Here is a 25615-nt window from a genome sequence, read left to right as displayed (position 1 = left end):
ATGCGAACGCGCTAACGATAGACTGAACAAAACCGACAACTTTAGAGTGAGTTTTTCAAGTTGATTGCCCAACTAAGACGTTAACGCGATCGCAGTTATTTTAGAGAACGAATGCTGTCGAAAATGCCGAGAGGCAACCGACAAGAATTGACTAGCTATAGAGTTTGCTAGAAGAATTATCAGATTCGAGATTAAACAACATTTCTAAAGTTGTCATCGCTCGACGTCGAGCTTCAATATCTTGCTGCGCCCGCAGTTGTACCATCGGATCATGGAGAATTTTATTTACAATTCCCCGAGTTAAAGCTTCGATTACCTCTTGATGTTTTTCAGCAAATTCTGAACCCAAACGAGACAAAGCTTTTTCTAATTCTTGTTCTCGAATGCCTTCGATTTTTTGTCTTAAACAACTAATAATCGGTACTGTTTCTAAACTCCGCCACCACACATCAAAGGCTTCCACTTCTTCTTCGAGTAAAACCTCAGCTTCTTGAGCCATTTGACGGCGAGTTTCGTGATTTTGAGCCACAACCGCTTTGAGATCATCAACATTAAACGCCCGAATATTGGGGAGTTCAACCACATCAGCCGCCACATTACGAGGAACAGAAATATCAACCAACATTAAAGGTTGATGAGGGTCTAAAGCCCCTTCTAATTTAGCCCGATCTAAAATCGGATCAGTGGCACCTGTACTCGTAAACACAATATCGGATTGACCAATAACAGTCATCATTTCCGATAGCGGATGCAGTTTAAAATCGGCTTCACGGAACTGCAACGCTAATTCTTCAGCCCGTTTGGTTGAACGGTTAACAATCGCAATTTGAGTCGCACCCTTTGACAATAAGTGCTGAACTAATAAGCGCGACATTTTACCCGCACCGATAATCGCCACCCGATAGCCACTGAGATCTTCAAGTTTCATTTGTACCAGTTCCACCGCAGCCGAACTGATAGAAACCGCACCCGTACCAATATTTGTTTCTGTACGCACCCGTTTTCCGGCGGTAATCGCCTGTTTAAACAAGCGGTTGAGAATTTGACCAATCCCTTGATGACGTTGACCCAATTTGTGAGTTTGTTTAACTTGGGCGAGAATTTGTCCCTCTCCCAACACCAAACTATCCAAACCCGCCGAAACTCGCATCAAGTGCATAATGGCATCTTCATGCAGTAGCGTAAACAAATGAGGACGTAATTGGTGTAACGTTAACTTACTCAACTCTGAGAGAAACTGAGTCACTTCCCGAATACCCGGTTGAGTTTCAGAAGCAACCACATAAATTTCCATGCGGTTACAAGTGCTAAGAATCGCTACTTCCTCGATATGAGGGTAACTCAATAAATGAGCAATTGCACTTTCAATGTCTTGTTCTGGAATACTCAGTTTTTCACGAACGTCAACGGGAGCCGTTTTGTGACTTAAACCTACAACTGCAATATTCATAAAACGGTTGTTTGTTAATTCTTTTTTGTTAGTGATTTGCGCGTGATCACGGGCAGAACCTTCCTAGCTCTAAATTCCAGATTGCTAGAGATTATTCTTAAACTTGCCCTCAGACAGAAATGAGGAATGTGTTTATAGAGCAGTTTCGCTCCGTAATTTTTGATTCCCCATTCCTGACTCCTCTACCTTTAGTGTAGCTGTAGAGCTTTGGGTTTCGAGTCGAACATATGAATCGTATCAACGAAACGAGCAGTCTTGGACTGAGAAGAAATAACCAAACTCTCAGTCCGCGCGCCCCCGTGGAAGAAGCGAACCCCTTCCATCAGTGTTCCCGGTGTGATTCCACAAGCAGCAAATAACACCGTGTCACCCGATGCTAACTCATCGTCACTGTAAACGCGATCGGGGTCATTAATTCCCATCGATTTTAAGCGTTCCATGTTACCTTCTTTGCTTTCTCCGATTAAACCTGTTTTTACAACTTCGGGGTCATAAATCAGTTGTCCTTGGAAGTGACCACCCAGACAGCGCATAGCCGCCGCAGAAATCACCCCTTCCGGAGCGGCACCAATGCCCATCAAAGCATGAATATTAGTTCCGGCAAACGCGCAAGAGATCGCCGCCGAGACATCACCATCACTAATCAACCGAACTCGCGCTCCGGCTGTACGAATTTCATTAATTAAGTCTTTGTGACGAGGGCGATCCATCACCACAACCACCATTTCTTCAATACTGCGGTTCATGCAGTCTGAGAGAATTTTCAGGTTTTCGGTTGCTGATTTACGAATATCGACATGATTTTTGGCAACCGCTGGAGCGGCTAACTTCTTCATGTAGAAGTCTGGTGCCGCAAAGAGACCTCCTTTCTCCGCAATTGCCAAAACTGCCATCGACCCATTCTGACCGTAAGCAACTAGGTTTGTACCTTCGCAGGGGTCAACCGCAATATCGATTTCGACTAATTGTTCGGGGTCGCAAAAGCTGGAAGCATTTTCTTGAGTACAAATGCCAACTTCCTCACCAATATAGAGCATCGGTGCATCATCGCGCTCTCCTTCCCCGATTACAATCCGACCTCTCATGTGAATCTTATTCATCCGATTACGCATGGCATCAACAGCCACTTGGTCGGCAGTATCTTTTTCACCTTTACCCATCCATCGAGCTGAGGCGATCGCCGCCTGTTCAACAACTTCGATGATTTCTAAACCAATGACATTATCCACAGATTTTATCCTCCCAACATCTGAGCTTGCCAAATTCTATTAGGCACTCCCAGTGTTAAAGTCTATCAGAGGGGGGGATCGGCTTGGCATTCTCTTGCCGATGGTTTGTGTTAAGTTTTGCTTCTTTGCTCTGCTCCTATTGCCTCTGGGTCAACTCTGTAACCGATTCCGATTAATATGATAATTTGGGTTTAATCTAAAAGTAGCAAAGCCAAGCCAACTTAGATTCTATTCCATAGAGCCGAAACCCTATCTCCTGTTAAACTTTTTCTTTCCATTCACCCTGGTGATAGGCAATGCCAGTACAAAAAACCATGAGCAATAATGTGATTGTTATTCAAGATTCCGATTTTGAAACCGAAGTCCTGAGCGCTGAACAGCCTGTTTTAGCCTATTTTTGGGCAACTTGGTGTGGCCCGTGTAAACTGGTGGCGCCTTCTGTCGAAGCTGTTGCTCAAACCTATGGCGATCGCTTAAAGGTTGTTAAACTTGAAGTCGATAAAAGTCTCAATGCTGCCAAAACCTGCAAAGTTGAAGGCGTACCTGCACTGAGGTTCTTTAAAAATCAGCAAATGATAGAGTCCCACGAGGGAGCGATTACAAAACAACAATTAATGGACTGGGTTGAACAAAAACTTGAGAAGACCGAAAACTCCTGATCGCAGGAATCATTAAGATTGACTTAACTGAGAACGGGTTTAGGGATGGCTATAGGTTTTAGGGAATCTAGCCTTAAGTTACACTAGACCCGTTCTATTTTTTCTCAATCTTAATATTATTGCTCAAGTTCTGATTGAATTCTTTGTTGAGTCTAGTTTTATTGTATATACTGTAGAACATCCAAAATTGAGTAATATAAATAGAGCCAAAAATCACGACTCACTTTCTAATCCGTTAAAATTTAGGAACTCGGACTCAGTTGAGGAAAAGATTCGCGCAGAGCTAAATATTGAGGCTTCACCTCAGTTTCTAGCATAAAGTTACCCTGTTGACCATAAGCTTCAATCAGAGCTTGATGAGCCAGTTGAGCGGTGACTTGAAATTCCTCCATCGCTTGAGAATAAGCATTTTCTGTTTGTTTAACCGTTTCAGCTAATGATTCTAAGCGTTTTAAGGCGGCAGTGGCTTCGAGTTTGCGTTGATTTAGTTGAGGTTCGAGCTTTTTGAGTTCTTTTTGTTTGAAAGCTAAAGTTTCCTTTGCTTTTATTAACTGTTTGACTCGTTCTTTTTCACCTTTGAGAGACTGAAAATGGAGTTGCAAACGCTCCTCTAAAGGCATGAGTCGGTTAGGAGGTTGAAATACAGAAGGAATTTCGAGTTGAGAGATGGTATCCGTGAGTTGTTGGATATCAATCTGAAGTTGGGAGAACTGCTCTGAGAGATTAGATAGAGATTGCACAGGTTCAGAGGTTGAAGACACATCTGAGGAAACAAGGGTTGATGAATTTGGGTTCAGGGATTGAGACTTGACAGCCATAATTAAAGTTTGTTCGTTGTTTGATCGGTTTTCAACGATGCCCCCTGATCTTCAGGATAATCCTTCTCAAATACTTACTTGTGTTTAGACGTAATGCACCCTTAGAAATATCCTGAATAATCGGGAATAATTCCTGTTCAAAATTAAAACGTCTATCAATGCTGTACCAGAACTAAAACTGTCACAATTCTGGAACAGAGAAAAGCTTTTACAAAATGTTTGTTAGTTGTTTAACACTATAACAAACCATAACAATTATAAGATCATCTCTAATGAAAATCAAGGTTTTTGGAGTGAGGATGTTTGATTTCTTCCCAGGAGTTGGGGTGTCATGTCTATGTAGAATTATACCTAGAGAAGCGTTTGACTGGAGTCGGTACTTCGGAAACTCAGAAAAGTTAATTAACTGGGACGATTAGCGGGCTTAGACCTGGTGACTTAGGGACAAGTGTTATGAAGAAATTATACCTACAATTTGATTCTTGATTTACAGTTAGCCATAAAAAAAGTGGGCATTTATTGACACCCACTGATTGATTTAAACAAAAGATACTTCAGAACTTTTTTAGATAATAATGAAGTCATCGGTTAGCAGTTCAGTCACTCCTGTTACCCCTGAAAGTTGAACCAGAATCTGGGAATTATCACCTGCAAGATTATTACCATCTGCATCATAAATAAGATAAGTATCGCTACCATCATCAAAAGCAAATATTCCCGGTTCTCCTTCAGTGAGAATATTGGCTGAAACATCAGTTTGAACCGTTGTAACAAGGTTGATCGTTGTACCAAACTCCAGTTGAATTTGATCCCCATTCGTTGAACCCAAACCCTCAAAATCAGTAATCACATCAAACTGACCTAAACCAATTTGGGTATTAACTGCATCCGTCGAACTGGCGTTAAATGCTAATCCTCCGCCATCTTCAGGACTCACATAACGGAATAAATCAGTACCGCTACCTCCGGTGAGATTATCTATTCCCAAACCTCCGGTAATACTGTCATTTCCAACACCTCCAACAATGCTATCATTATCGTTATCTCCGCTTAAAGTATCGTTCCCTTCCAGACCATCTAAAATGTCATTTCCACCTAAACCATTGAGGTTATCACTGAGAGTTCCTCCGCTGAAAGTTTGAGGAGTGTCACTAGAAAAGTTGTCTACATTCACTCCAACCTGAGCGGTATCTATTCCACCCCGACCATCGCTAATTGTGTATTGAAACTGACCGAATCCCCGAGTCCCGATCCGAATATATTCTATCAGCGTACCATCAGTAGTTACCTCGTTAGTACCAACCCTGGTTATAGAAGTAATGGTTAACGGATCGGCATCGGGATCGCTATCATTTGCGAGAACATCAATGATGAATGGATTGGTATTATTCGTAAAGAAAGTACCCTCATCATTCGCAACAGGAGGACGGTTAATTTCCAGCAAAGTTGTTGCAGTATTGCTGTTTAGTTCGCCATCATTCAAAACAAATTGAACAGTGCGATCGCTTAAATCGGGATCGGGATCTATGTTATTGTAAATGACTCGTCCCAGTAGCGTCTCATACTCGGCTAACGTTGCACTTCCGGTAATATTAAGAACACTGGTAGAGGTATCGTAATTAGCAGTCACTCCAGTAGGTAATCCACTAGCCGACAAACGCTCATTTTCACCATCTGGAGGATTAACTAAAGTCACTGTTGCTGACTCAATATTCGTATCATCCGGGTCAACAATACTGGTACTTCCAACATTAACAACGGCTGTCCCTGTTCCGCCAGTGGTAAAAATAGTAGCGAAGTTTGTACCGTCTGTAGTCGTGTCTACATCCAAGAAAGGCGGGTCATTAACAGCAATAATATTAATGCTGGAAGTCGCCGTATTGCTATTAACTTCACCATCGTTTAAAGACACTTCAATAGTGCGGGTTGTGGTGTTTGGATTTTGAGAGAGGTTATTGTAAACCACTTGACCAATAGCGGTTTCATACTGTTCTAACGTTGCTGTTCCCGTTAAATCTAAAACCCCCGTTTCACTGTTGTAATTTGCAGTAATTCCACCCGGTAACACCCCATTAACCGACAAACTCTCATCAGTATCGTCTAAAATATTGGTCAAAGAAACAGTCGCCGAATCAATATTAGTATCATCCGGATCGACAACACCAACATTCCCCGAATTTGCAATATTAACTGCGCCTTCATCTTCGGTAAAGGTATTCGTAAAGTCGGTATTAGTTGCTGTCGTATCAAGATCTAGTTCCGGTGGATCATTAACCGGAATAATCTCAAGTTCTGTAACTGCAATATCGCTATCACTCAAACCATCATTAACTGTTACCTCAATTTGACGAGTTCCATCTGTCGGATTTTCGGAGGTATTTTGGTAAACAATTTGTTCAATTGCGGTTTGATAATCTTCGAGCGGTGCGCTACCTGTTAGCGAAAGAATACCTGTAGATGTCTCATAATTTGAAGCAATTTGATCGGGTAAACTTCCGCTAATTGATAAACTTTCTAAATCGCCATCTTGCAAGTTGGTAATCGCAATTGTCGCCGACTCCAGATTAGGATTATTCAAGTCGGTAATACTGACAGAACTCGCAATATTAACCGCAGTATCCCCCTCTGTAAAACTGGCATCAAAGCCTGTTCCATCTGTGGTTTCATCTAAATCTAACTCCGGTGGAAAGTTAACTTTTATGGTTGCATTGGCGACCTCACTATTCTCGATACCATCATTAACAACCACGTCAATAATACGGTCTGTTGTATCAGGAACCTCCGCAGTATTATTGTAGACAATTTGGCTAATTGCGCCTTCATAAGTAGCGATAGGTGCCGTACCCGTTAACGTAATTTGTCGGGTTTCTGGATTAAAATCTCCTACCGTAATTCCACTGGGTAAAGCACCTGTAAAAGATAACGTTTCATTCTCATCTAGAGCGTTTGTAAGTGTTACCGTTGCGGAAACTAAGTTCGTATTATCTGGATCGGTAATATTGACTTGATTTCCGATAGAAACCCCAGACTGTCCGACAGTAAAAGTAGTGGTTAAATTGTTTCCGTCTGTTGTACCATCGAGGTCTAACTCGGGCTGTTCATTATCTACCTCAACATTAATAAAAACGGTTGCAGTTCCCGTTTGAAGATTGCTATCAATTGCGGTATAAGTAAACGAATCTACACCCGAAAAACCTTCTGGCGGCGTATAAACTAACGACTGACCATTATTTGTAACTGTTCCGCCATTTTCTGTAGTGTTATCGAACAGACTAATGGTGAGAATATCGATCAGTTCGCCTGCTGCTAAATCATTATCCAACAGTGTAGTTTTACTGATAGTTAGTTCGGTATTTTGTGTTGCTTCTAAGCTATCATTGCCGAGTTCTAGAGGGTTTGTATCGGGCGTAGGAGTAGGAGCAGGGGGAGGTGTAGGAGCAGGGGGTGTAGGAGAGGGCGTCGGTGAAGGCCCAGCACCAGGGGTGGGTTCGGGGTCGGTTCCCGGTGTGGGTTCGGGGTCAGTTCCCGGTGTGGGTTCGGGTTCCGGTGTGGGTTCGGGGTCAGTTCCCGGTGTGGGTTCGGGTTCCGGTTCCGGTTCCGGTTCGGGTTCGGGTTCCGGTTCGGGTTCGGGTTCGGGTTCCGGTTCTGGGTCGGTTCCCGGCGTGGGTTCGGGGTCGGTTCCTGGTGTCGGTTCTGGGTCAGTTCCCGGTTCGGGGTCGGTTCCCGGAGTGGGTTCCGGTTCCGGTTCGGGTGTGATAGGACTGTCTGGATTTTCAATAAAGTCTGTATTGGTAAAGTTCGCGCTACTAACCCCTTGGAGAACCGCTAAAAACTCACCTGTATTCTTATCAATGAGAACCGTATTGCTATCTCGCCCTTCAATTAATAGATCTTCAAAAACCAGTCCCCCTGTTAACCCAATTTGATCAACCCCTTGTTCAAAATCCGTAATAATATCAGCCTGATCTATGGTTTGACCACCTGTTGTCCCGATAATAATACTACCACCGGACTCAGACTGATTGAGTACCAAACCCACTGAGAAAATATCGCTTCCTTCACCACCCGTAACAACATCAGCACCGCGACCCCCAATTAACAGGTCATTACCGATATCACCGGACAAGGTATCAGGGCCTTTACCCCCATTGAGAATATCTTCGCCTTGACCGCCAAAAACCGCATCGGCGCCAATATCACCACTAAGAAAATCATCACCCTGATTTCCGAGAACTTGATCGTTCCCCGTTCCTCCGAAAACGCTATCATTGCCAACATCCCCGAAGATAATATCATTACCATCACCTCCGATCGCACTATCATCCCCTTGACCGCCATAAAGCTGATCATCGCCAATTCCGCCATCAAGGAGATCGGTTCCCGAGTTTCCAAACAGGACATCATTTTCATCCCCTCCAGAAACCGAGTCATTCCCCTCACCCCCAACAACGGTATCATTTCCCTTGTCGCCAAAGAGAACATCATCCCCACTTCCGCCAATTAAACTATCATTCTCGCGACCCCCATACATATTATCGGCACCGACTCCACCCAGCAAAGTATCAGAGTCTTTATCCCCAAACAGGGAGTCATCGTCGGCGTCTCCCAGAATAAAGTCATCGTTTTGACCGCCTCGTAGACAGTCTACGCCTTCACCGCCTTGAATACCATCATTACCCTGATTTCCGTTAATCACATCATCACCGCCATCCCCACTGAGAATGTCATCTCCGGCTAAACCAAAAACGGTATCATCGCCATCGAGGGCGGAAATATTATCGTTGAAATCACTTCCTAAAATCGAGTCACCGTCTTCAGTTCCTACCCCTGCGCCTTGAATAAAAATAAACTCTGGTTCTTCGGGTTCCGGGTCAGAGTCCTCGTCATCATCACTATCATCATCATCACTATCATCATCATCAGGTTCGGGGTCGGGTTCGGGTTCAGGTTCGGGTTCGGGTTCAGGTTCGGGTTCAGGTTCAGGTTCGGGTTCAGGGTCAGGTGCGGGTGTGGGTTCCGGATCGGGTTCCGGTTCCGGGGGTTCAAAGTCATCCGGGGTAAATAGAAATGAACCCGCAGGCCCCGGTTCAACATCTCCACCATCTCCAGCCAGAGTTTCAAAACCGCCATCTTCTACGGGTCTTAAAACAATTAGTTGTCCGTTTTCAACCGATATCGCTTCGAGATAATTTTCATTGGGAACAAAGACTAACTGTCCGCCTTGGTTCACTAACGTTCCAAACCCTAACTCGGGTGGACTAATACTCTGAACAATACCGGGTGTATCTGTGGGAACTAGAACAGCAATTTCACCAACAAATAGTAATCGATTACTGGGTTGTACTCGTCGGGCAACGACCGCAGAAGTTTCTGAAACACCAACACCTGTAGAGGTCATACTTTTAACTCCTTTTCTAACAATTTATCTGTAAATTTGATTGTATAAAACAGTTTTTCAAAAACGGGTAATCCGTTAGACTAATTCGAGTAAAGTGCTAATGAATTACCCTCAATTCAACTAGATAATCGTGAAGTCATCCGCAGCAATAATCGTACTAATATTGTCGGTTGACGGATCAATAGAGGAGAGAATTCCCAAATCAAAAGCAGGTAAACTATCATCACTGAGATCTGGATCAAAAGCGAGAACATAGTTACCCGAAAAACCAGAATAACTGAGGTTATTTCGATAGACAATTAATGCCGAACTATCATTAGAACCATTTTGGTTTGCCAGTTGAGCATTCACCGCTTGTACATCATCAAACGTATCTTGGAAGATGATTAACTGTCGGCCAGTAATATCATCCCCTTCTGAACCTAAACTTGTGATAATAATGCTTTGCAGTGGTGTAGATGTACCCACATTTGGAACCAAACCGGGGAAATTACTCGTTCCTGAAACAATCAAGAACTGATCATTACCCACCTGATCAAAGTCATTAATAATGTCAACCCCTTCACCGGGATTGAGATAGTAGAAAACATCATTCCCTGCATCCGAAATCAGCAGATCACCGCCTGCACCTCCGGCGAGAGTATCATCTCCTGTTCCCGCCCGGATTGTATCATTTCCGCCATCTCCGAACATCAGATCATTATCTTCTCGTCCGAAGATCACATCATCATTATCTCCCCCAAAAATAGAGTCCTGACCCTGTTCCCCAATTAGGGAGTCATTGCCCTTTTCTCCAAAGATACTATCATTTCCGACTCCTCCACTGATGGTGTCACTCCCGCCACTGAGAGAACTAATTCCTGTATCTCCTAACAGGGTGTCATCTCCTTGATCACCGGAAATCGAGTCACTTCCTTGATCGCCAGAAATCACATCACTATTATCTTGACCCAGTATCGTGTCGTCATCTTCTCCACCCCGAACAAAATCACGACCCGCACCCGCGAAGATTACATCTTGACCTGCATCTCCTCGTATGGTGTCTTCTCCGGCGTTTCCATTCATCGTATCATCGCCAATTCCCCCCACTAGAGAATCGCTTCCGAGTCCAGAGGAGAGGTTATCATTACCTTTTCCACCGTCGAGTATGTTACTTTCATTTCCACCAATTAAGACATCATTCCCGTCATCGCCTTGGAGGGTGTTGATACCAGCCGCGCCATCGAGTAAGTCATTCCCCGATCCTCCGACAAGAGAATCATTCCCCTCTTGACCTAACTGAATATCATCGCCAGAACCTCCGTCAATCACATCATTACCTGTTCCGCCATCGAGGGAGTCATTACCGCCTAAGCCTCGAATCACGTCGCGGCCACCACCACCCAAGATGCTATCATCAACGTCTGTACCGACGAGAAGTTCGCCCAAGTCGTTACCATTGGTTGCTTTTCCGGGGATTGTATTTAACGTTCGATCAACCAAAGCAATATTAAATAATGCTTGGGGTAGAGTCCCAATACCATCTGTCACGGCAAATAAGAATCCATCTTCTCCAGCCGGGCCATCACCATCAAAGCGTATTGAACCGTTATCAATATTTTCCTGAGTAAAGCGATCGCCGACTCGTAATGCTTGAGTTTGGGTTCCGAGTTGAAGTAGATCACCTCGTTGAGTTCCTTGGGTGATGATGTACTCTACTTCACTGGGGGGATCGTCAGGATCGACGGCTAATAAGGTATCTCGGCTAACTGTTGTTGCTTGTGGATCGCTCAAGTCTACCACTAACAGTTGATTATTGGCCAGAACTGGAGGTTGATTAACCGAAAGTGTGACTAACGCTGTATCGGTTCGATTGCCAGTGTCAGTAATGGTATAGGTAAAGGCATCGGTTCCCAGGAATCCCGCTTCCGGAACATAGGTAAAGACGCCCCCGCCTTGGTTGATCAGTTCACCGCCTGTTGTTGGACTAAAAGCGGTAATTTGAATGACATCGCCATCGGGATCGGTATCATTGGTCAGAACGTTAAAGGTAACGGGTTGATCTAGGTTTCTTTTGATCGCGTCATCATTGGCTACAGGCGGACGGTTGACTGGTGTGGGTGGATCGATTGGTGTTGGGGTGGGTGGATCGATTGGTGTTGGTGTGGGTGGATCTGTCGGTGTGGGTGGATCTGTCGGTGTGGGTGGATCTGTCGGTGTAGGTGGATCTGTCGGTGTAGGTGGATCTGTCGGTGTAGGTGGATCTGTCGGTGTAGGTGGATCTGTCGGTGTAGGTGGATCTGTGGGCGTAGGTGGATCTGTCGGTGTGGGAGGTGTGGGTGTGGGTGTGGGAGGTGTGGGTAAATTATCGAGGGAAACGGAAACAAACTTATCTTCACTCAAGCTTCCACTATCAACCCCTAGCAATACGGCTAAAAATTCTCCTTCTTCGCCGCGACGAATAATCGTATCTCCGGCGTTTTCGCTGCTTTGAGAAATATCAAGATCGCTGAAGTTCAATCCTCCGGCTAACCCAATAAAGTCATCGGGTTGAAAGTCTTGAACAATATTAGCTTCTTCAATACTTTGACCCCCTGTTCCTTCGGCGATCGCAAAGGTATCACTTCCAGTCCCCCCTGCTAAGGTATCGGCGCCTTCTCCCCCAAACAAAAAGTCTGATCCGAGTTCACCGGAAATTTGGTCGTTTCCTTCTCCGCCCAAACCCGTATCGGAACCGGTGCCGGCAAAAATGGTATCATTGCCGAGATCGCCGAGTAACGAGTCGGCGCCATCATTGCCAAATATCAGGTCTTCGCCACTGCCGCCATAAACGCTATCATTGCCTTCATCGCCCCAAGCGACATCATTATCTTTATCGCCCAAAACGAGGTCATCATCTAAACCTCCCCGTAGAGAGTCGTTGGCTTGTCCGCCATACATCACGTCTCGACCTTGACCGCCGAGTAGAGTATCTTCGCCTAAATTCCCAAATAAACCATCATCGCCATCTTCGCCCACTAAGCGATCGCTTTGTTTTCCACCGTAGATTTGATCATTGCCTGTTCCCCCTTCCAACGTATCATTATCGGTGTTTCCAAACAGAAAATCAATGCCTTCGCTGCCTTGAATTTGGTCATTTCCAGCTAAACCAAAAATGCTGTCATTTCCTTCTAAACCATCAATCACATCTTCACCGGATGAGCCTGTGATGCTATCATCTTCGACAGTTCCTTTGCCAATGCCTTCGATCAAAATCGGCAGATCTTGAGGAATAACATTAATCACGACTTCAGCTAAGTCTGTAGCGGTGCCGTCAGTGACGGTATAACTAAAGCCATCTAGACCAAAAAATTCGCGGTTGGGTTCGTAGGTAAAGATTCCAGCCCCGGCAAATGCTAGTGTACCATTTTGGGTCTGTGTGAATGTCCCAATATTGAGAGTATCTCCATCGGGATCTATATCATTTTCTAGGACGTTAAAGAAGACGGGATCTCCCTGCTTTGTCTGAAATTGATCGTTGACTGCATCAGGGGGTTGATTGGGTCGGAGGGTATCATCCCCGCCTCCACCATCTCCACCACCATCTCCACCACCATCACCATCTCCACCTCCTCCGGTGGTATCATCTCCACCACCGCCATCATCGCCGCCATCATCGCCGCCATCATCGCCGCCATCGTCACCACCATCATCACCGCCACCGCCACCGCCACCGCCATCATCATCATCCTCCATAGCAAACGGAGGAAGGCTGGTTAATGAGACAAACTGAATACCTGTTACTCCTCCGGGGAGAGTTGTCCCAAAAATCTCCTCAATTTCAATATCTTCTTCAAATTCTAAGCCTTCATTTTCAATCCGGTTTGAGAAGTTGAACGTCTGAAAAACACTTTGACCTCCGCTTGTAAATTCGGTTTCAGTAATCTCAATTAGAATAGGTAGATTTGTAAATGGATTAACAATAACATTCCCATCCCGACCGACAAGATCTGCTGCAACTGTGGTGAAACCTACCCCTACACTGGTCATAATTTAACCTCCTATTAATTTACCTAAATTAACTGACTCATTTGTGAACATTAATTTCACGATTTTTTGTTGGAAGTCTCTCGAAATTATTATTCTTCTAGATTTTTGATTGAGAGAGGAAATCAAAACCTTAGACAAAATTAAATTGTGATTGTTACTGAATTAATTCTCAGTGTTTTAGATGAATTGGCAATCAAGATTTATTGGTTTTCTCAAACTCTATCCTGATTCACGATTTCAAGACTGAAAAAATTAGTCAGGGAAATTGACAATTTTGTAGGGATCTAGATTGATCGATCACGTAAAAAAGTATATCTCTAGCTTTTTTAAAAAATACTAAAACTTTATGAGGTTGCTTGAGGTCAATTAACCTTTTAATGTTAATCATTATTTTGAAGTCTGCAAGTCTGATTGAACAAAAAATCGGCACGAGGGAGGATTAAACGAGTCTAAACCCAGAAGGGGAAAGTCAACAAAATTATGAGTGATGAATTATAAATGAGAAATGATAAATTATTTTGATTCATAACTCAGTTAACTCATCGAATCTGATTGTACTTGGCGGTAAGACAATCAGTTGTGATAATGCAGCCTAAATAAAGATTTAATTCCCCATCAACAATCCTCAATTCTTACATGGTTTCTAGTGTTCCCCATTCAGTCTCTAAAGACATCAACTAAATTTAAGTCACACAAAGCATGAACAAGAGGTAAAAGTGGGCCGAGTTGGTCTTGACCATTAACAGCAAGATCGCTATGACAAAGATACAAGCGATCGCAAACTCGACTCAACAAATCTAGCAGAATTCGATGCAATCGTTGTGTATCAGCATTGATCTGATCTTCCGGTGTCCATAAATCTCCCGCCCATTCTTGCAAAAACAAAGGCGCACCCCATAGGGTACTCGCTCCCCCACTCAACCACAAGGGCGATCCTACATCCAGCCAAAAATGATAACGATGGGAGGTGCGGTTGGCGCGATATTGAAAAATTGTGGCTAAGGTTACAGCCTCCGTCGGAATAACAGGTTTCACGGGATAGGGATTTGCACTGACCACTCCCCGTCGCAACAGTTGAATAAAAGAACGAATGGTTTCGCTAGATGTCTCTGCGGCTGGGTGTGGGTGGAGTCTGGCGTCTACTTCCCAATAATGAATAGCGGTTTCCATCAATTCTCGTAATACGGCGAGTTGATCGGATGGTAGAGACTGGGTAGGGATGAAAAAGCGTTGAATGGCGCGATCAAGCAAAGAGACGGGACTGGGAATCAGACGTTGTTGATATTGTTGGCGTTGTTGGTTGATCCACTGCAAAATCTGATTGTAGGTTTGAGTGGCGCTATATCCTAATCTATCCCAACGGGGAAACGCTTTAACCTCTAGCAGTGTGGGTTGTTGAGGATGGGGACGAAAACAATAATCAGCCAGTAAACCCGCTCGGACTGGATCAATCGTTGATAAGGGTGGCGAGGGCAATTCCTCTGACTGTTTAGCGGGGTCTGAATGCCGCTTCACTCCACTTAAAACCACTAACATTTCGGCGATCGCTTCTCGTTCGACTAACCGCCCTAAATCGGGATAGACGAGGGCTAACAGCGTCAACAATGCCCGAACTAAAGGAGAACTCAATAAAGGTCGTTGTTCTTGAAGCGAGTCTACAGCGATTCCCTGATGACTTAAAATTTCTCGTAGGGTATAGCGAGCGATCGCATCTAAACCTGGCCCAATCACAGCGATCTCTTGAGGCTGAACCTGTTGGGTGTCAACGGCTTCAATAATGGCTTCAGCAGTGCGCCGGAGTAAATCAGCCCTCGACTGGGTTTTAATCAAACGAACATCTGATTCTGATAATGAGTAGAATAGTTCGGCGAGTCCAATATTGTTGTCGATTACACTACTAACAATCGGTTCAAAAAGCTGCGGGGCTAAACCGGAGGACAAATCCAAAGATTCGATCTGACAACGAGATTGTAACTCGGCGAGATCGTTGGGATCGGCGCCGAGCCCTAAGCGAATTGATCCGGTGGGGTTAAAGGTAAATGCTCCCATTTTTCCGTTTTCTAAGAGAAACTCAAACAGATGGCGCATAATGGCGGGATATTCATCGACATCATCAGCCAAAACCATTTGATAGCGACGAATGAGGTGTTGTTGATAGGTGGGATGATTTAACAAATGCCAGTAGAGTTCTGTGACAATACTGTAGGTGAGAAATCCCCGATCTAGACACCAATTTCGCCAACGAACGAGCAATTGACCGATGCAGGAATAAAGGGAATCTGATCCGTCTGACGAGCCAAATCCTTGTGCTAAAATTCGAGGAATTTCGGCAACAGATTTACCGCTCATCGCTGCAAGCTGCATTAAGTCGAGGGTTTGACGCACGATCCGATCCGGGCTGACTCCTGCTCGGGCGAGTTGGCCGCTTTCGAGTTCCTGACTCCAAAGCAGGGTTGCAAGTTCCTGCTCGGTTTCGGGGCGTAGTCTCACCGGAAATTGAGCCTTGAGGTTCAACGACTGCACCAGTAACGGCCAAAATAGAGTGACTTCATCCTGCAATAAACCCAACGGTGTTGTTGAGTGAAATGCGGAGAGTTCGGGGCGAGTTTCCCAGATGCGATCGAGGAGAATCAGTCGGTTGTCACTATTTGCGGCTAAGATTAATGCTGTCACTCGTTGAGGCTGTCTTTGTTGTAGAGCGGCTTTTGACTTGCTGATCGGGGGAACTGTTGAGATCAGATCAGACTGGTGATCAAGACTCCAATTCCCAAACTGCTCGATCAAGCGAGTTGTTTTGCCACTGCGAGTTTTTCCTGTTATCCACACAGACAAAGCGCCCACAATTCTATCTATAAATTTGTTAAGATCCCCAACACATTAGCACGTTCTTCCTCTGCTTAACATTTGCTAGCACTTGATTATGAAAACCTCGACCTGGACTCAGATTCAATACGCTCTGCGTCGTGCCAATAGCTGGTTTAAAGACACGACCGATCGGGCTTTAGATCAAGCTTATGATGCTGCTTTGAGAATTAAGGCGATTGAAGATGAACATTTTTACGGTGGAAAGATTACAAAAGACTCAACTGATTATAGCGATCGCGTTTTGTCTTATTTTGATTCTGAGCTAAAAAAATGTCTGAATATTATTCAAACTCGTTTGGTTGTTTTTAACACCAGTCGTTCAATTTTTGGCTGGTCGGAACCGTTGAATTCTAACGAAATGAATGGCTCGCTGCCTTCGGATTTGTCGATGGATGATTTGAAATTACCGAATCATGTTTCTCTCATTTGTGAAAAACTGGATTTTATTGATTCGGTGATTGGTAAGTATTCTCCATCAAAGCCTCGACCTAAACCCCCAAATAAACCTATTGAATCAACTTCTCCGGTTGAAATTAAAAACAATTCACAATCGGTTTCGCTCGCTAAGAGTATGAATGAAGAAAATACTCCTGTTCTCAATGAAAATCCTGAGACGATGAAATTTTCTAATTCATCTAATTCCGACAAAAAAAAGCTACCCGATGAACTCACAACGGGTTCAGAAACGAGTTTTTTACCTCGCTCTCTTTTGCGAACAGTCGGCCGGATTCGTCGCGAGTTGAATCCTGAATCGGAAGAAGAAGTGATTAAAAATTATCGTAAATCTAAAGTTAAAACGATTATTTCAGTGCGGTTTATTTTACTTCTCATTTTAGTTCCGCTTTTAACTCAACAACTCGCTAAAAATTTTGTCGTTGGACCGATTGTTGATACTTTTGTTTCCGAGCAAGAAAATGCTCAAATTTTTATGAATCTTGATTTAGAAGAAGAAGCTTATATGGAGTTACACCGTTTCAAAGAACGGTTAGAGTTTCAAAATATGATCGGTTTAGCACCGCAAATAGAACCGGAACAAATAGAAGAACAAGTTAAAGAAAAAGCTATTGAAATTGCTGAGGAATATCTAACATTAGGCAATGCTGCTATTAAAAATATATTTGCGGATTTGTTCTCAGTGATTACTTTTGTAATTATTATCTACACCAATAAAAGAGAATTAGAAATCCTAAAATCTTTTCTCGGCGATCTGATTTATGGTTTAAGTGATAGTGCAAAAGCTTTTATTATTATTCTCCTAACTGATATGTTTGTGGGGTTTCACTCTCCTCACGGATGGGAAGTTATTCTTGAGAGTATATCAAGACATTTTGGACTCCCGGAAAATCGAGATTTTAACTTTCTATTTATTGCTACTTTTCCCGTCATTCTAGATGCGGTGTTTAAGTATTGGATTTTCCGCTATCTCAATCGTAGTTCACCTTCTGCTGTTTCGACTTACAAGACAATGAATGAGTAATCATCTTTAAACAAGGTATAAGATTCATTAAAATAGAGGAGGAACAATAATGTTAAACTACTAAAAGCAATTCAATTTATAAAAATGAGGCAATGTCTGCAACTAATGTATTAGGGAATGAACTAGAAGTCTGTTGTACTTCTCCGATGACAGGATTTTATCGGGATGGAATCTGTAATACAGGTTCGGGTGATATGGGCGCTCATGTTGTTTGCGCTCAACTGACAGCAGAATTTTTGGAGTTTTCTCGCTCCCGAGGAAATGATTTGATGACTCCCAATCCTTTGTTTAAATTTCCCGGTTTGAAACCTGGAGATTGTTGGTGTTTGTGTGCTTTACGTTGGAAAGAAGCTTTTGATGCAGGAGTTGCGCCGCTTGTACGCTTAAAATCAACTCATGTACTTGCTTTAGAATATGTCACCTTAGAAGAACTAAAAGCCCACGCACTTGATGCTTAAATGCTAACAAGTTAAACCATGTTTTTTGGACTCAGTAGAACGAAAATATCACGTTCTGCTAGTCTTTATTATTGTTCTTTTAATTCTATCATAGTGTTTAGAAATTTTCTCCAGAAAATCAACTTACAGACTTCCCTAATTTCACTGCGAAGAATATTATTATTCTCTTTTATTATTCAAACTTTAGCAACATTAGTCATTGTAATTTTTCTACAAAAATCGCGACTTCTAGAGAACATCAATAATTATTATATTGATGAAACAATAATCCTTAGTTTTGTGGGGCTATCGACGGCGATATTTGCTGCTATTTTAATCTCTCATTGGATTGCTAAAGCTTTAGGTAAACTGAGTCAAGCTACCTCAGAAATTGCTGAGTTAAACCCAGAGTATTCTCTGGAAAAGTTTAAAGATTTTAGAATAAAAGAAATCCAAATTTTAGCGAACTCTTTTACTCAAATCATCAAACCGTTAAAGACTTCATGTGAACAGTTAGAACAAAAAAACAAAGATTTAGAACTTAGAATCCAACAAAGAATAGCAGAACTACAGCAATCCGAAGAAAAATTTAAAAAAGCTTTTCAAAAATTACCCTTAGCGATCAAACTTAGTTCTCCAGAAGATGGTAAAATTATTGATGTCAATGAAAGCTTTATTCGACTGATTGGTTATTCTAAATCAGAACTGATTTATCGAAGTATTTTAGAGCTAAATATTTGGGATAATCTTGAAGAACGCACTCATATTATTCAATGCTTAAAACAGCATCAAAGAATTGAAAATCAAGAACTCCAATGGCGAACAAAGACAGGAAATCTGATTGATGTCGAAGTATTTGGAGAACAGATTGACTTAGGTGGAAAACCTCAAATTTTATGGGTTGCTTCAGATATTACTCAGCGTAAGCAAGCACAGAAAAAGCGAGAACTGCGTAAAGTACATTTACAATTTCAGCAAGTAGTGATGATGGAATTGTTTCAATGTTCAGACATTCATAATGGTAATTTACAAGCAGCACTACAAACGATCACTCAAATTGCTGCTCATACTTTAAATATTCAGAGAGTCGGAATTTGGTTTTACAATAAAAAACACTCAAAAATTTACTGCGTAAACCTGTATGAACTCTTACTAAACAAGCATTCTAACGGTCAAGAAATTTATATTTCTGATTATCCAAACTATTTCAAAGCAATTGAAACTGAACAATTAATTGCAGTTAAAAATGCTCAAACTGATCCTCGAACTCAAGATTTTTGTGAAGCTTATCTCCTTCCCTTGGGAATTATATCAATGATAGATATTCCGATTTTTTCGGGGAATAAAATCGTTGGAATAATCTGCTTAGAACATATTGGATCTCCGCGAACTTGGCAATTAGAAGAACAAAACTTTGCGACTTATTTAGCTTATATTACCTCTTTAGCTTTAGAAACTCGTGATCGCACGAAAGCGGAAACAGCATTGAGACAGAGTGAAGAAAGATTTCGTCAACTAGCAGAAAATATAGAAAGTATTTTTTGGATGATCGATCCTCAAAAACAGCAAACCATTTATGTTTCTCCTGCTTATGAAAAAATCTGGGGTCGTTCTCGCCAAGAACTCTACAATCAACCTCTATCTTCTCTCGCTGAAGGAATTCATCCACAAGATCGAGAGTCAGTTTTAAGAAAAATCACTCAAAAGTTTCAATCTAATCAAGATTTAGAATATCGAATTATTCGTCGCATCGGTGAAATTCGCTGGATTCGCGATCGCTCTTTTCCCATCCGAAATGAAGCCGGAGAAATTTATCGAGTTGCGGGAATTGCCGAAGATATTAGTGAACGTAAACACGCTGAAGCGATACTTCAGCATCGAGTGGAACTCGAACAACTTGTCACCAGTATTTCCACCCAATTTATTAATCTGAATGCTCACGAAGTTGAGAGTGGAATTCAAGCCGCCTTACACCGAATTTGTCAGTTTATGCAGGTTGATTGTGGTTATCTATTTTTAGTTTCAGAAAATGGTAAGCAGATCATAAATACTCATCAATGGTGTGCAACTGAAATTGAATCGAAATGCCATTACTTACAAAATTTTGAGGTTGAATATTTTCCCTATGTCCTCGAAAAGCTGAGAAATTTTGAAGTCATCAATATTACTAATACTGAGGATCTTCCTCTCGCTGCAAGTCGGGAAAAAAATACCTGGCTAAAACAATCAATCCAATCGATTCTCTGCGTTCCAATGGTGTCTCGTAATCAACTCTTTGGGTTTATAGAATTTAATGCGATTCGTCAGCCTAAAACTTGGACAGAAGCCAGTATTAATATTCTCAAATTAATTGGTGAAATTTTTGTCAGTGCATTAGAACGTCAACGAGTTGAGGAAACATTACGACTCACTCAATTTGGCGTAGATCGAGCCATTGATGCTGTATTTTGGGTTGATCAAAATGCTCGTTTTTTATATGTCAATGAAGCCGCTTGTCAGTCGCTGGAATATTCTCGAGAAGAACTCCTACAAATGACAGTTCACGATATCGATCCTGACTTTACCCCAGAAGTTTGGCTCCAACATTGGCGAGATATTCAATTACAAGGTTCTATGACTTTTGAAAGTCGTCATCGCACCGCTTGTGGTCATCTTTTTTCGGTTGAAATTACCGTTAATCATCTTATATTTGGAATGCGAGAGTTTAACTTTTGCTTTGTGCGAGATATTAGTGAACGCAAACAAGCTGAAGAACAAATGCAAGCTTCATTAAAAGAAAAAGAAGTCTTATTACGGGAAATTCATCACCGAGTAAAAAACAACCTTTATATTATTTCTAATTTACTCGATTTACAATCAGATTCTATTCAAGATGAAAGTTTACTGTCTTTATTTTCTGATAGTCAAACCCGCATTCAAAGTATGGCATTAATTCACGATCAACTCTATCAATCAACGGATTTAAGACAAGTTAACTTTGGAGATTATATACATCGTTTAGTTGAAAATCTGTTTTTCTCATTGAGTGACACTCAAGGGTTAGTGAAATCAGTGATTCATGTAGACCCTATTCTAATTAACTTAGAAACTGCTATTCCCTGTGGTTTATTAATCAATGAATTAATTACCAATGCTTTAAAACACGCTTTTCCTAATGGTCGTTCTGGAGAAGTTTATGTTGAATTTTATCAAGATTTAGAAGACAAACTTTACTTAAAAGTTTGGGATAACGGTGTAGGAATTTCACCGGATATTGATTGGGAAAATTTAACTTCATTAGGACTAAAGCTTGTACAAATTTTATCAAAACAGTTGAGAGGAACTCTAAAGTTAAACTCTAATAAAGGAACTTCTATTGAGTTGATTTTTTCTCAATTGCAGTACAAATCACGATTTTAAATCCTGAGATGAAAGACTTCAAACTGAAATGTTTAATCAGGTTGACGTAACGCTCGACGCGCCAATTTTGCGTAGGTTTTAACCGTTTCATAGGGCATTTCTAAATCTACAGCGATTGCTTGTAAAGATTCTCCATCCTCCCGACGAGCTAAAATAGTTGCCCAAGTTTCTGCTATTTTTTGAGTGCGAGTTCCTCCTGTCCGTTTTCGTTGAGTTGTAAACTGTTCAGCTAACTCGGCAATCCGTTCACCTAATTGTTGTGAATGAGTTGAAATTTTTTCTGTTGCTTCAATCTGCCATTGATAACGGGTTTGTCCTAAACCAAAAGTTGTTTTATGTCCTGTTCCACAGTAGGGTGCAAACCGCCCTAAAGCATAAAATAATTGTTGGTTTTGGGGAGAAGCTAAAGAAGATTTTTTTGATAAACCTAATTCAATTGCTCCGGTAAAACCTGTCACCATTCCTCGTTTTCCTGCTGCAACTTTTGTCGAAGCAATCTGATGACGCCGAATAATCACGGACTCATCTACCCAGTCTAAAAAAGACTCTTGTTCAACAGGAAGATTAGAAAAATAATTCCAACGGCGTAGATAACTATGAAACAAATTTGTAGGGAGAGGTAAGGGAAAATGATGACCTTTGCGCCGAAAACTGGTTGGACTCACAAAACTTAGATTAACCTGAGCAGGTTTGGGGATGGGTGCATCAAGAAGTTGACGATAAGTTGTTGGGGCTAAGGCAATTTGACAAGATTGAATTGTTAACGGTGCATTTCGTAATTCAACCTGGGTTGGTAAACATTGAACCCACTCTGCTAACCACTGCACAACGGGCTGAGATAAAGCGGTAATAGACCAAAAATAAGTCTGCTCGGGTTGTAATTGTAAGTGTTTTCCCGACATTTTTAGCGCACCTTCCAACGCTGAAATTGTAAAGGGTTTTTCCGACTCTCCATCGTGGAGATAAGCTGATAAATCGGGGCTTGTTTGTCGCACTTGGTCGAGAAACCAGGCATGAAGTCCGATAGTATATTGAGGATACAGTAAATCTGCACCAGTCGGACGCAGAGCCAAAACTAATCCCACTAATTCAGTGTCAGCAGACCAACTTAAGGAAGTGTTTTTTTTAAAAGATCGTTTCACGCATTGAAGCCCTCATAAAAAAGTAATCTCCAACTTAGTATAAACTGTTTTTTATCATTTCAATAGAGTGTTGAGCAAGTCCAACAAATCGACCTAGATTAAAATGTAACGATGTAAATGCTCTGTGAATTGCTGATAAAAGTCATGCTTAAAGTCTAGTTCACTATCCTTAATGAACTTGTCCGGGGGATTTCACTTTAAAAGTTAAATTAAGTAACCTCGCTGTAATCCATAATTCACTCCTCCTTCCCACGAAGGGGAACTCAAAAATTCTCTAACTGTTTCAAACAGGTGGATGACAACATCTGAATAAATTGGATTTTTCACATAAGTTTCTAAGTATCGAAATTCACGATCTGTATTTTTCTGTTTTCTGAGTACATAAACCTGATCAATCTGGTATTTTCTCAAATTAACTGCATTAGTCAGTTTTAACCATTCTGCTACTACGATATAAAGTGCATTGGGATTCTTATTTTTCAATTGAACTGCTGCTGTTGACGCATCTTGTAGCATCGTTTTATCTAAATATGTTTTACATTCAACTGCTACTGCCGGAATATCCCAACTATCTTGTTCCCTTTCTGTCTGTCCACGACACTGTAATGTAGCATCAACGTGTACACCAATTGCAAAATCATGATCTTTTCTCTCAATCAAGGCTTGCGGAGATATCAGCATATTTCTATAGCTAGATGGCAAAAAGAAAATATCTTTAAAAGAATGTGATTTACCGATTAAGGCATATTCTGAGAATTCAGAAACTAGATCTTTAAAGAGATAATACATAAATTCTTCCAGCACTGTCGAATGTAGATTTGATCGGGAGTCAAATTTTTCAGCATATTTTTGCTGATCGATGAAATCTTTATAATCATTAAGATAATTTACTCGACACTCTAATATATGTTGATCTTCATTATTTTTTTCAATAAGGGGGCCTTTAAGCGATGTGTTTTGTTCATGCCACTGCTGATATTTTATTCTAATCTCTGACAAATATTGCTTTGAAATATCATCTTTATACTTTGTTTTATGATTTTCTTTTTGAGATAGATTTGCACCATGTGGTAGCATTTTAAAGCCTCTATATTACACTGCTTTTTTAAAATCGTCTTTTGAATTAGATAACTGTTGAAATAAATGGTGAGCTATCTGTTTAGCTAAAAGTGGAGGCACAGCATTACCAATTTGATTATACTGACATAAAAATTTTTCATTTTCTCGCCCTTCTCTAGCTAATAACTTATGACTTACAACAGTAGGTTTTCCCATAAAGACATAGTGATCTGGAAATGATTGAATTCTTGCTCCTTCCCGAGCAGTAAAATTACGATTAGCTGGCAATGTGTGACATGGACGAGAAGGGTGAAGACGGCGATTATTTTGATCATAAATATGATCGGCTATCTTTTCTGAGTTTCGTCTGCGAGGTCTTAGGTGATAAGGAACATTAGAACAAGAATCTCCCCACGACATAGAAGTGAAGCGTTCTACCATGCGTTTTGTGTGATTCATAGCCTTATGATTATAAAGTAATTTGCAGTTTACCCGAAGTCTTTTCTGATAGTCTGTTTGAGGAGGTTTACTGTAACTCATCTCCTCGGCACCTTCACCTGCTTCTAGATTTGGTAAATCAGAAATTGCATCCCAAAGGGTAGGACAAGATAATAATGAGTGTTCCCAAAAAGATAACTGAGTTTGTGAAGCTATTGTGTGAGTTGGGGGTGGAAATGGATGAGTAATTTTAACTTTAGATGCTACGATGAATAAACGGCGACGAATTTGGGGAATTCCATAGTCTGTTGCATTCAGTATACTGTAATCAACATGGTATCCAAGATCAATAAGTTCTTTCTTAATTATTTCTATTACTGCTTGTTCATTTTGAGTTTTTATCTTGACTAAGTTAGGAACATTTTCCATAATCATTAAGTCTGGTTCAAAAATACGACCAAACCTAATAAATTCTTGAAATAAAGTATTTCTCGGGTCTTTTGCATCTCCTGTACCTTGACGACAAACAGAGAAACCTTGACAGGGAGGGCCTCCAATAATAATGTTAGGTTTATTAGACTTAAATATACGAATTGCTTCTTCATCAGAGATTGTTTGTATATCCCGAATCACGATTTGAGAATCAGGATGATTATAAGCTAGTGTTTCTCCAGCCCACTTATCGATTTCAATACCTCCAACAACAGTACCCCCTGCCATTTTAAAACCGAGACTAAATCCTCCGGCACCTGCAAAAATATCCAAAACTTTAAATTGTTCTCTCATACTTTAATTTTAAAAAATAAAGTAACTAAAAATTTTTCAGTATCAATTAATCAATTCAGATTAATTCAACGAACTAGAATTTATCGTTTGACCCATCCATTGAAGATAATCTAAAGAACCCGCAATAATCGGAATGGCAATAATTTCTGGGACTTCGTATGAATGTAATTGACGAATTTTGGCTTCTAATGTTTCAAATTGAGTTAAATCTGTCTTAATTGTCAGTTGCCATTCTTCATCCGAACAGACTTCATCTTTCCAGGTGTAAATCGAACGAATCGGAGCCAGACTTACACAAGCTGCGAGTTTAGATTCTACTAATACCTTAGCGATCGCGGAGGCTTCCACTTGAGAACCTGCCGTGACTAAAACAATACCATAATTTGTCGTCATATCAATCTGAATTTTTCGACCAATCTAAGTTAGAGAAATTTCCCCAGACTAATACTA

General features: G+C 41.4%; 14 protein-coding genes and 2 pseudogenes. 5 read left to right on the top strand and 11 right to left on the bottom strand.

Features of this window, described 5'->3' with window-relative positions; all coding sequences use genetic code 11:
- Window positions 1–151: 151 nt before the first annotated feature.
- Both M595_RS08430 and glpX read right to left on the bottom strand, forming a co-directional pair.
- The gene (locus tag M595_RS08430) at window positions 152–1450 is read right to left on the bottom strand and encodes a glutamyl-tRNA reductase (protein WP_023065729.1); all 1299 of its coding nucleotides are present in this window, start codon (window positions 1448–1450) and stop codon (window positions 152–154) included.
- A 188-nt stretch (window positions 1451–1638) separates the two neighbouring features.
- A complete protein-coding gene (gene glpX / locus M595_RS08425; protein ID WP_023065662.1) occupies window positions 1639–2679 on the bottom strand; it encodes a class II fructose-bisphosphatase in 1041 nt (346 codons plus the stop codon).
- A gap of 314 nt (window positions 2680–2993) precedes the next feature.
- Between glpX and M595_RS08420 the strand changes: the two genes are divergently transcribed.
- Window positions 2994–3338, top strand: coding sequence for a thioredoxin family protein (locus tag M595_RS08420; RefSeq protein WP_023065713.1), 345 nt, complete (start codon window positions 2994–2996; stop codon window positions 3336–3338).
- Between the two features lie 242 nt (window positions 3339–3580).
- On the opposite strand, the gene M595_RS08415 is transcribed toward M595_RS08420, so the two are convergent.
- Complete coding sequence (locus M595_RS08415; protein ID WP_023065663.1) at window positions 3581–4156, bottom strand: hypothetical protein; 576 nt, start codon at window positions 4154–4156, stop codon at window positions 3581–3583.
- A gap of 565 nt (window positions 4157–4721) precedes the next feature.
- Window positions 4722–7526, bottom strand: a pseudogene (locus M595_RS33130) (beta strand repeat-containing protein); the annotation flags it as partial.
- Between M595_RS33130 and M595_RS33125 the strand changes: the two are divergent.
- On the top strand, window positions 7432–8082 hold the full coding sequence (locus M595_RS33125; RefSeq protein WP_510984654.1) for a hypothetical protein: 651 nt from the start codon (window positions 7432–7434) through the stop codon (window positions 8080–8082). The pseudogene M595_RS33130 and the gene M595_RS33125 sit on opposite strands and share 95 nt — an antisense overlap.
- A 119-nt stretch (window positions 8083–8201) precedes the next feature.
- Here M595_RS33125 and M595_RS33120 read toward each other — a convergent pair.
- From M595_RS33120 to M595_RS08400, 3 genes and pseudogenes are all read right to left on the bottom strand, one after another.
- Window positions 8202–9554, bottom strand: a pseudogene (locus M595_RS33120) (calcium-binding protein); the annotation flags it as partial.
- A gap of 120 nt (window positions 9555–9674) precedes the next feature.
- Window positions 9675–13562: an Ig-like domain-containing protein gene (locus M595_RS32685; protein ID WP_023065726.1), complete on the bottom strand. Its 3888-nt coding sequence runs from the start codon at window positions 13560–13562 to the stop codon at window positions 9675–9677.
- A gap of 657 nt (window positions 13563–14219) precedes the next feature.
- Window positions 14220–16403 carry a hypothetical protein gene (locus M595_RS08400; RefSeq protein ID WP_023065665.1) on the bottom strand — a complete coding sequence of 728 codons (2184 nt, stop codon included), beginning with the start codon at window positions 16401–16403 and terminating at the stop codon, window positions 14220–14222.
- A 79-nt stretch (window positions 16404–16482) separates the two neighbouring features.
- On the opposite strand from M595_RS08400, the gene M595_RS08395 reads away from it, so the two are divergent.
- The 3 genes from M595_RS08395 to M595_RS08385 all read left to right on the top strand — a co-directional run bounded on the left by M595_RS08395 (window position 16483) and on the right by M595_RS08385 (window position 21740).
- Entirely contained in the window at window positions 16483–17904 is a 1422-nt protein-coding gene (locus M595_RS08395; RefSeq protein ID WP_023065701.1) for a proton extrusion protein PcxA, read from the top strand.
- A 92-nt stretch (window positions 17905–17996) separates the two neighbouring features.
- Window positions 17997–18362, top strand: a complete 366-nt coding sequence (locus M595_RS08390; protein WP_023065672.1) for a DUF2237 family protein — start codon at window positions 17997–17999, stop codon at window positions 18360–18362.
- Window positions 18363–18455: 93 nt separating this feature from the next.
- Window positions 18456–21740 (top strand): PAS domain S-box protein, encoded by a 3285-nt coding sequence (locus M595_RS08385; protein WP_023065718.1) that lies wholly within the window; start codon window positions 18456–18458, stop codon window positions 21738–21740.
- A gap of 32 nt (window positions 21741–21772) precedes the next feature.
- Here the strand turns inward: M595_RS08385 and cas6 are convergent, their stop codons facing one another.
- The 4 genes from cas6 to cutA form a co-directional block, all read right to left on the bottom strand.
- Window positions 21773–22882, bottom strand: coding sequence for a CRISPR-associated endoribonuclease Cas6 (gene cas6 / locus M595_RS08380; RefSeq protein WP_023065724.1), 1110 nt, complete (start codon window positions 22880–22882; stop codon window positions 21773–21775).
- 204 nt (window positions 22883–23086) lie between these two features.
- Window positions 23087–23959, bottom strand: a complete 873-nt coding sequence (locus M595_RS08375; RefSeq protein WP_023065706.1) for a Bpu10I family restriction endonuclease — start codon at window positions 23957–23959, stop codon at window positions 23087–23089.
- Between the two features lie 15 nt (window positions 23960–23974).
- Window positions 23975–25165, bottom strand: coding sequence for a DNA cytosine methyltransferase (locus M595_RS08370; RefSeq protein WP_023065666.1), 1191 nt, complete (start codon window positions 25163–25165; stop codon window positions 23975–23977).
- Window positions 25166–25225: 60 nt separating this feature from the next.
- Entirely contained in the window at window positions 25226–25558 is a 333-nt protein-coding gene (gene cutA, locus M595_RS08365; protein WP_009782318.1) for a divalent-cation tolerance protein CutA, read from the bottom strand.
- Between the last annotated feature and the right edge of the window lie 57 nt (window positions 25559–25615).

Origin of the sequence: Lyngbya aestuarii BL J (genome assembly GCF_000478195.2) — a bacterium.
GTDB lineage: Bacteria > Cyanobacteriota > Cyanobacteriia > Cyanobacteriales > Microcoleaceae > Capilliphycus > Capilliphycus aestuarii.
This window is presented reverse-complemented; position numbering and strand designations above follow the sequence as displayed.

Coding starts and splice junctions, on each gene's coding strand:
- M595_RS08420 (WP_023065713.1), top strand. CDS start 2,994: ATGAGCAATAATGTGATTGTTATTCAAGATTCCGATTTTGAAACCGAA.
- M595_RS33125 (WP_510984654.1), top strand. CDS start 7,432: ATGGTGAGAATATCGATCAGTTCGCCTGCTGCTAAATCATTATCCAAC.
- M595_RS08415 (WP_023065663.1), bottom strand. CDS start 4,156: ATGGCTGTCAAGTCTCAATCCCTGAACCCAAATTCATCAACCCTTGTT.
- M595_RS32685 (WP_023065726.1), bottom strand. CDS start 13,562: ATGACCAGTGTAGGGGTAGGTTTCACCACAGTTGCAGCAGATCTTGTC.
- M595_RS08390 (WP_023065672.1), top strand. CDS start 17,997: ATGTCTGCAACTAATGTATTAGGGAATGAACTAGAAGTCTGTTGTACT.
- M595_RS08375 (WP_023065706.1), bottom strand. CDS start 23,959: ATGCTACCACATGGTGCAAATCTATCTCAAAAAGAAAATCATAAAACA.
- M595_RS08430 (WP_023065729.1), bottom strand. CDS start 1,450: ATGAATATTGCAGTTGTAGGTTTAAGTCACAAAACGGCTCCCGTTGAC.
- M595_RS08395 (WP_023065701.1), top strand. CDS start 16,483: ATGAAAACCTCGACCTGGACTCAGATTCAATACGCTCTGCGTCGTGCC.
- M595_RS08370 (WP_023065666.1), bottom strand. CDS start 25,165: ATGAGAGAACAATTTAAAGTTTTGGATATTTTTGCAGGTGCCGGAGGA.
- cutA (WP_009782318.1), bottom strand. CDS start 25,558: ATGACGACAAATTATGGTATTGTTTTAGTCACGGCAGGTTCTCAAGTG.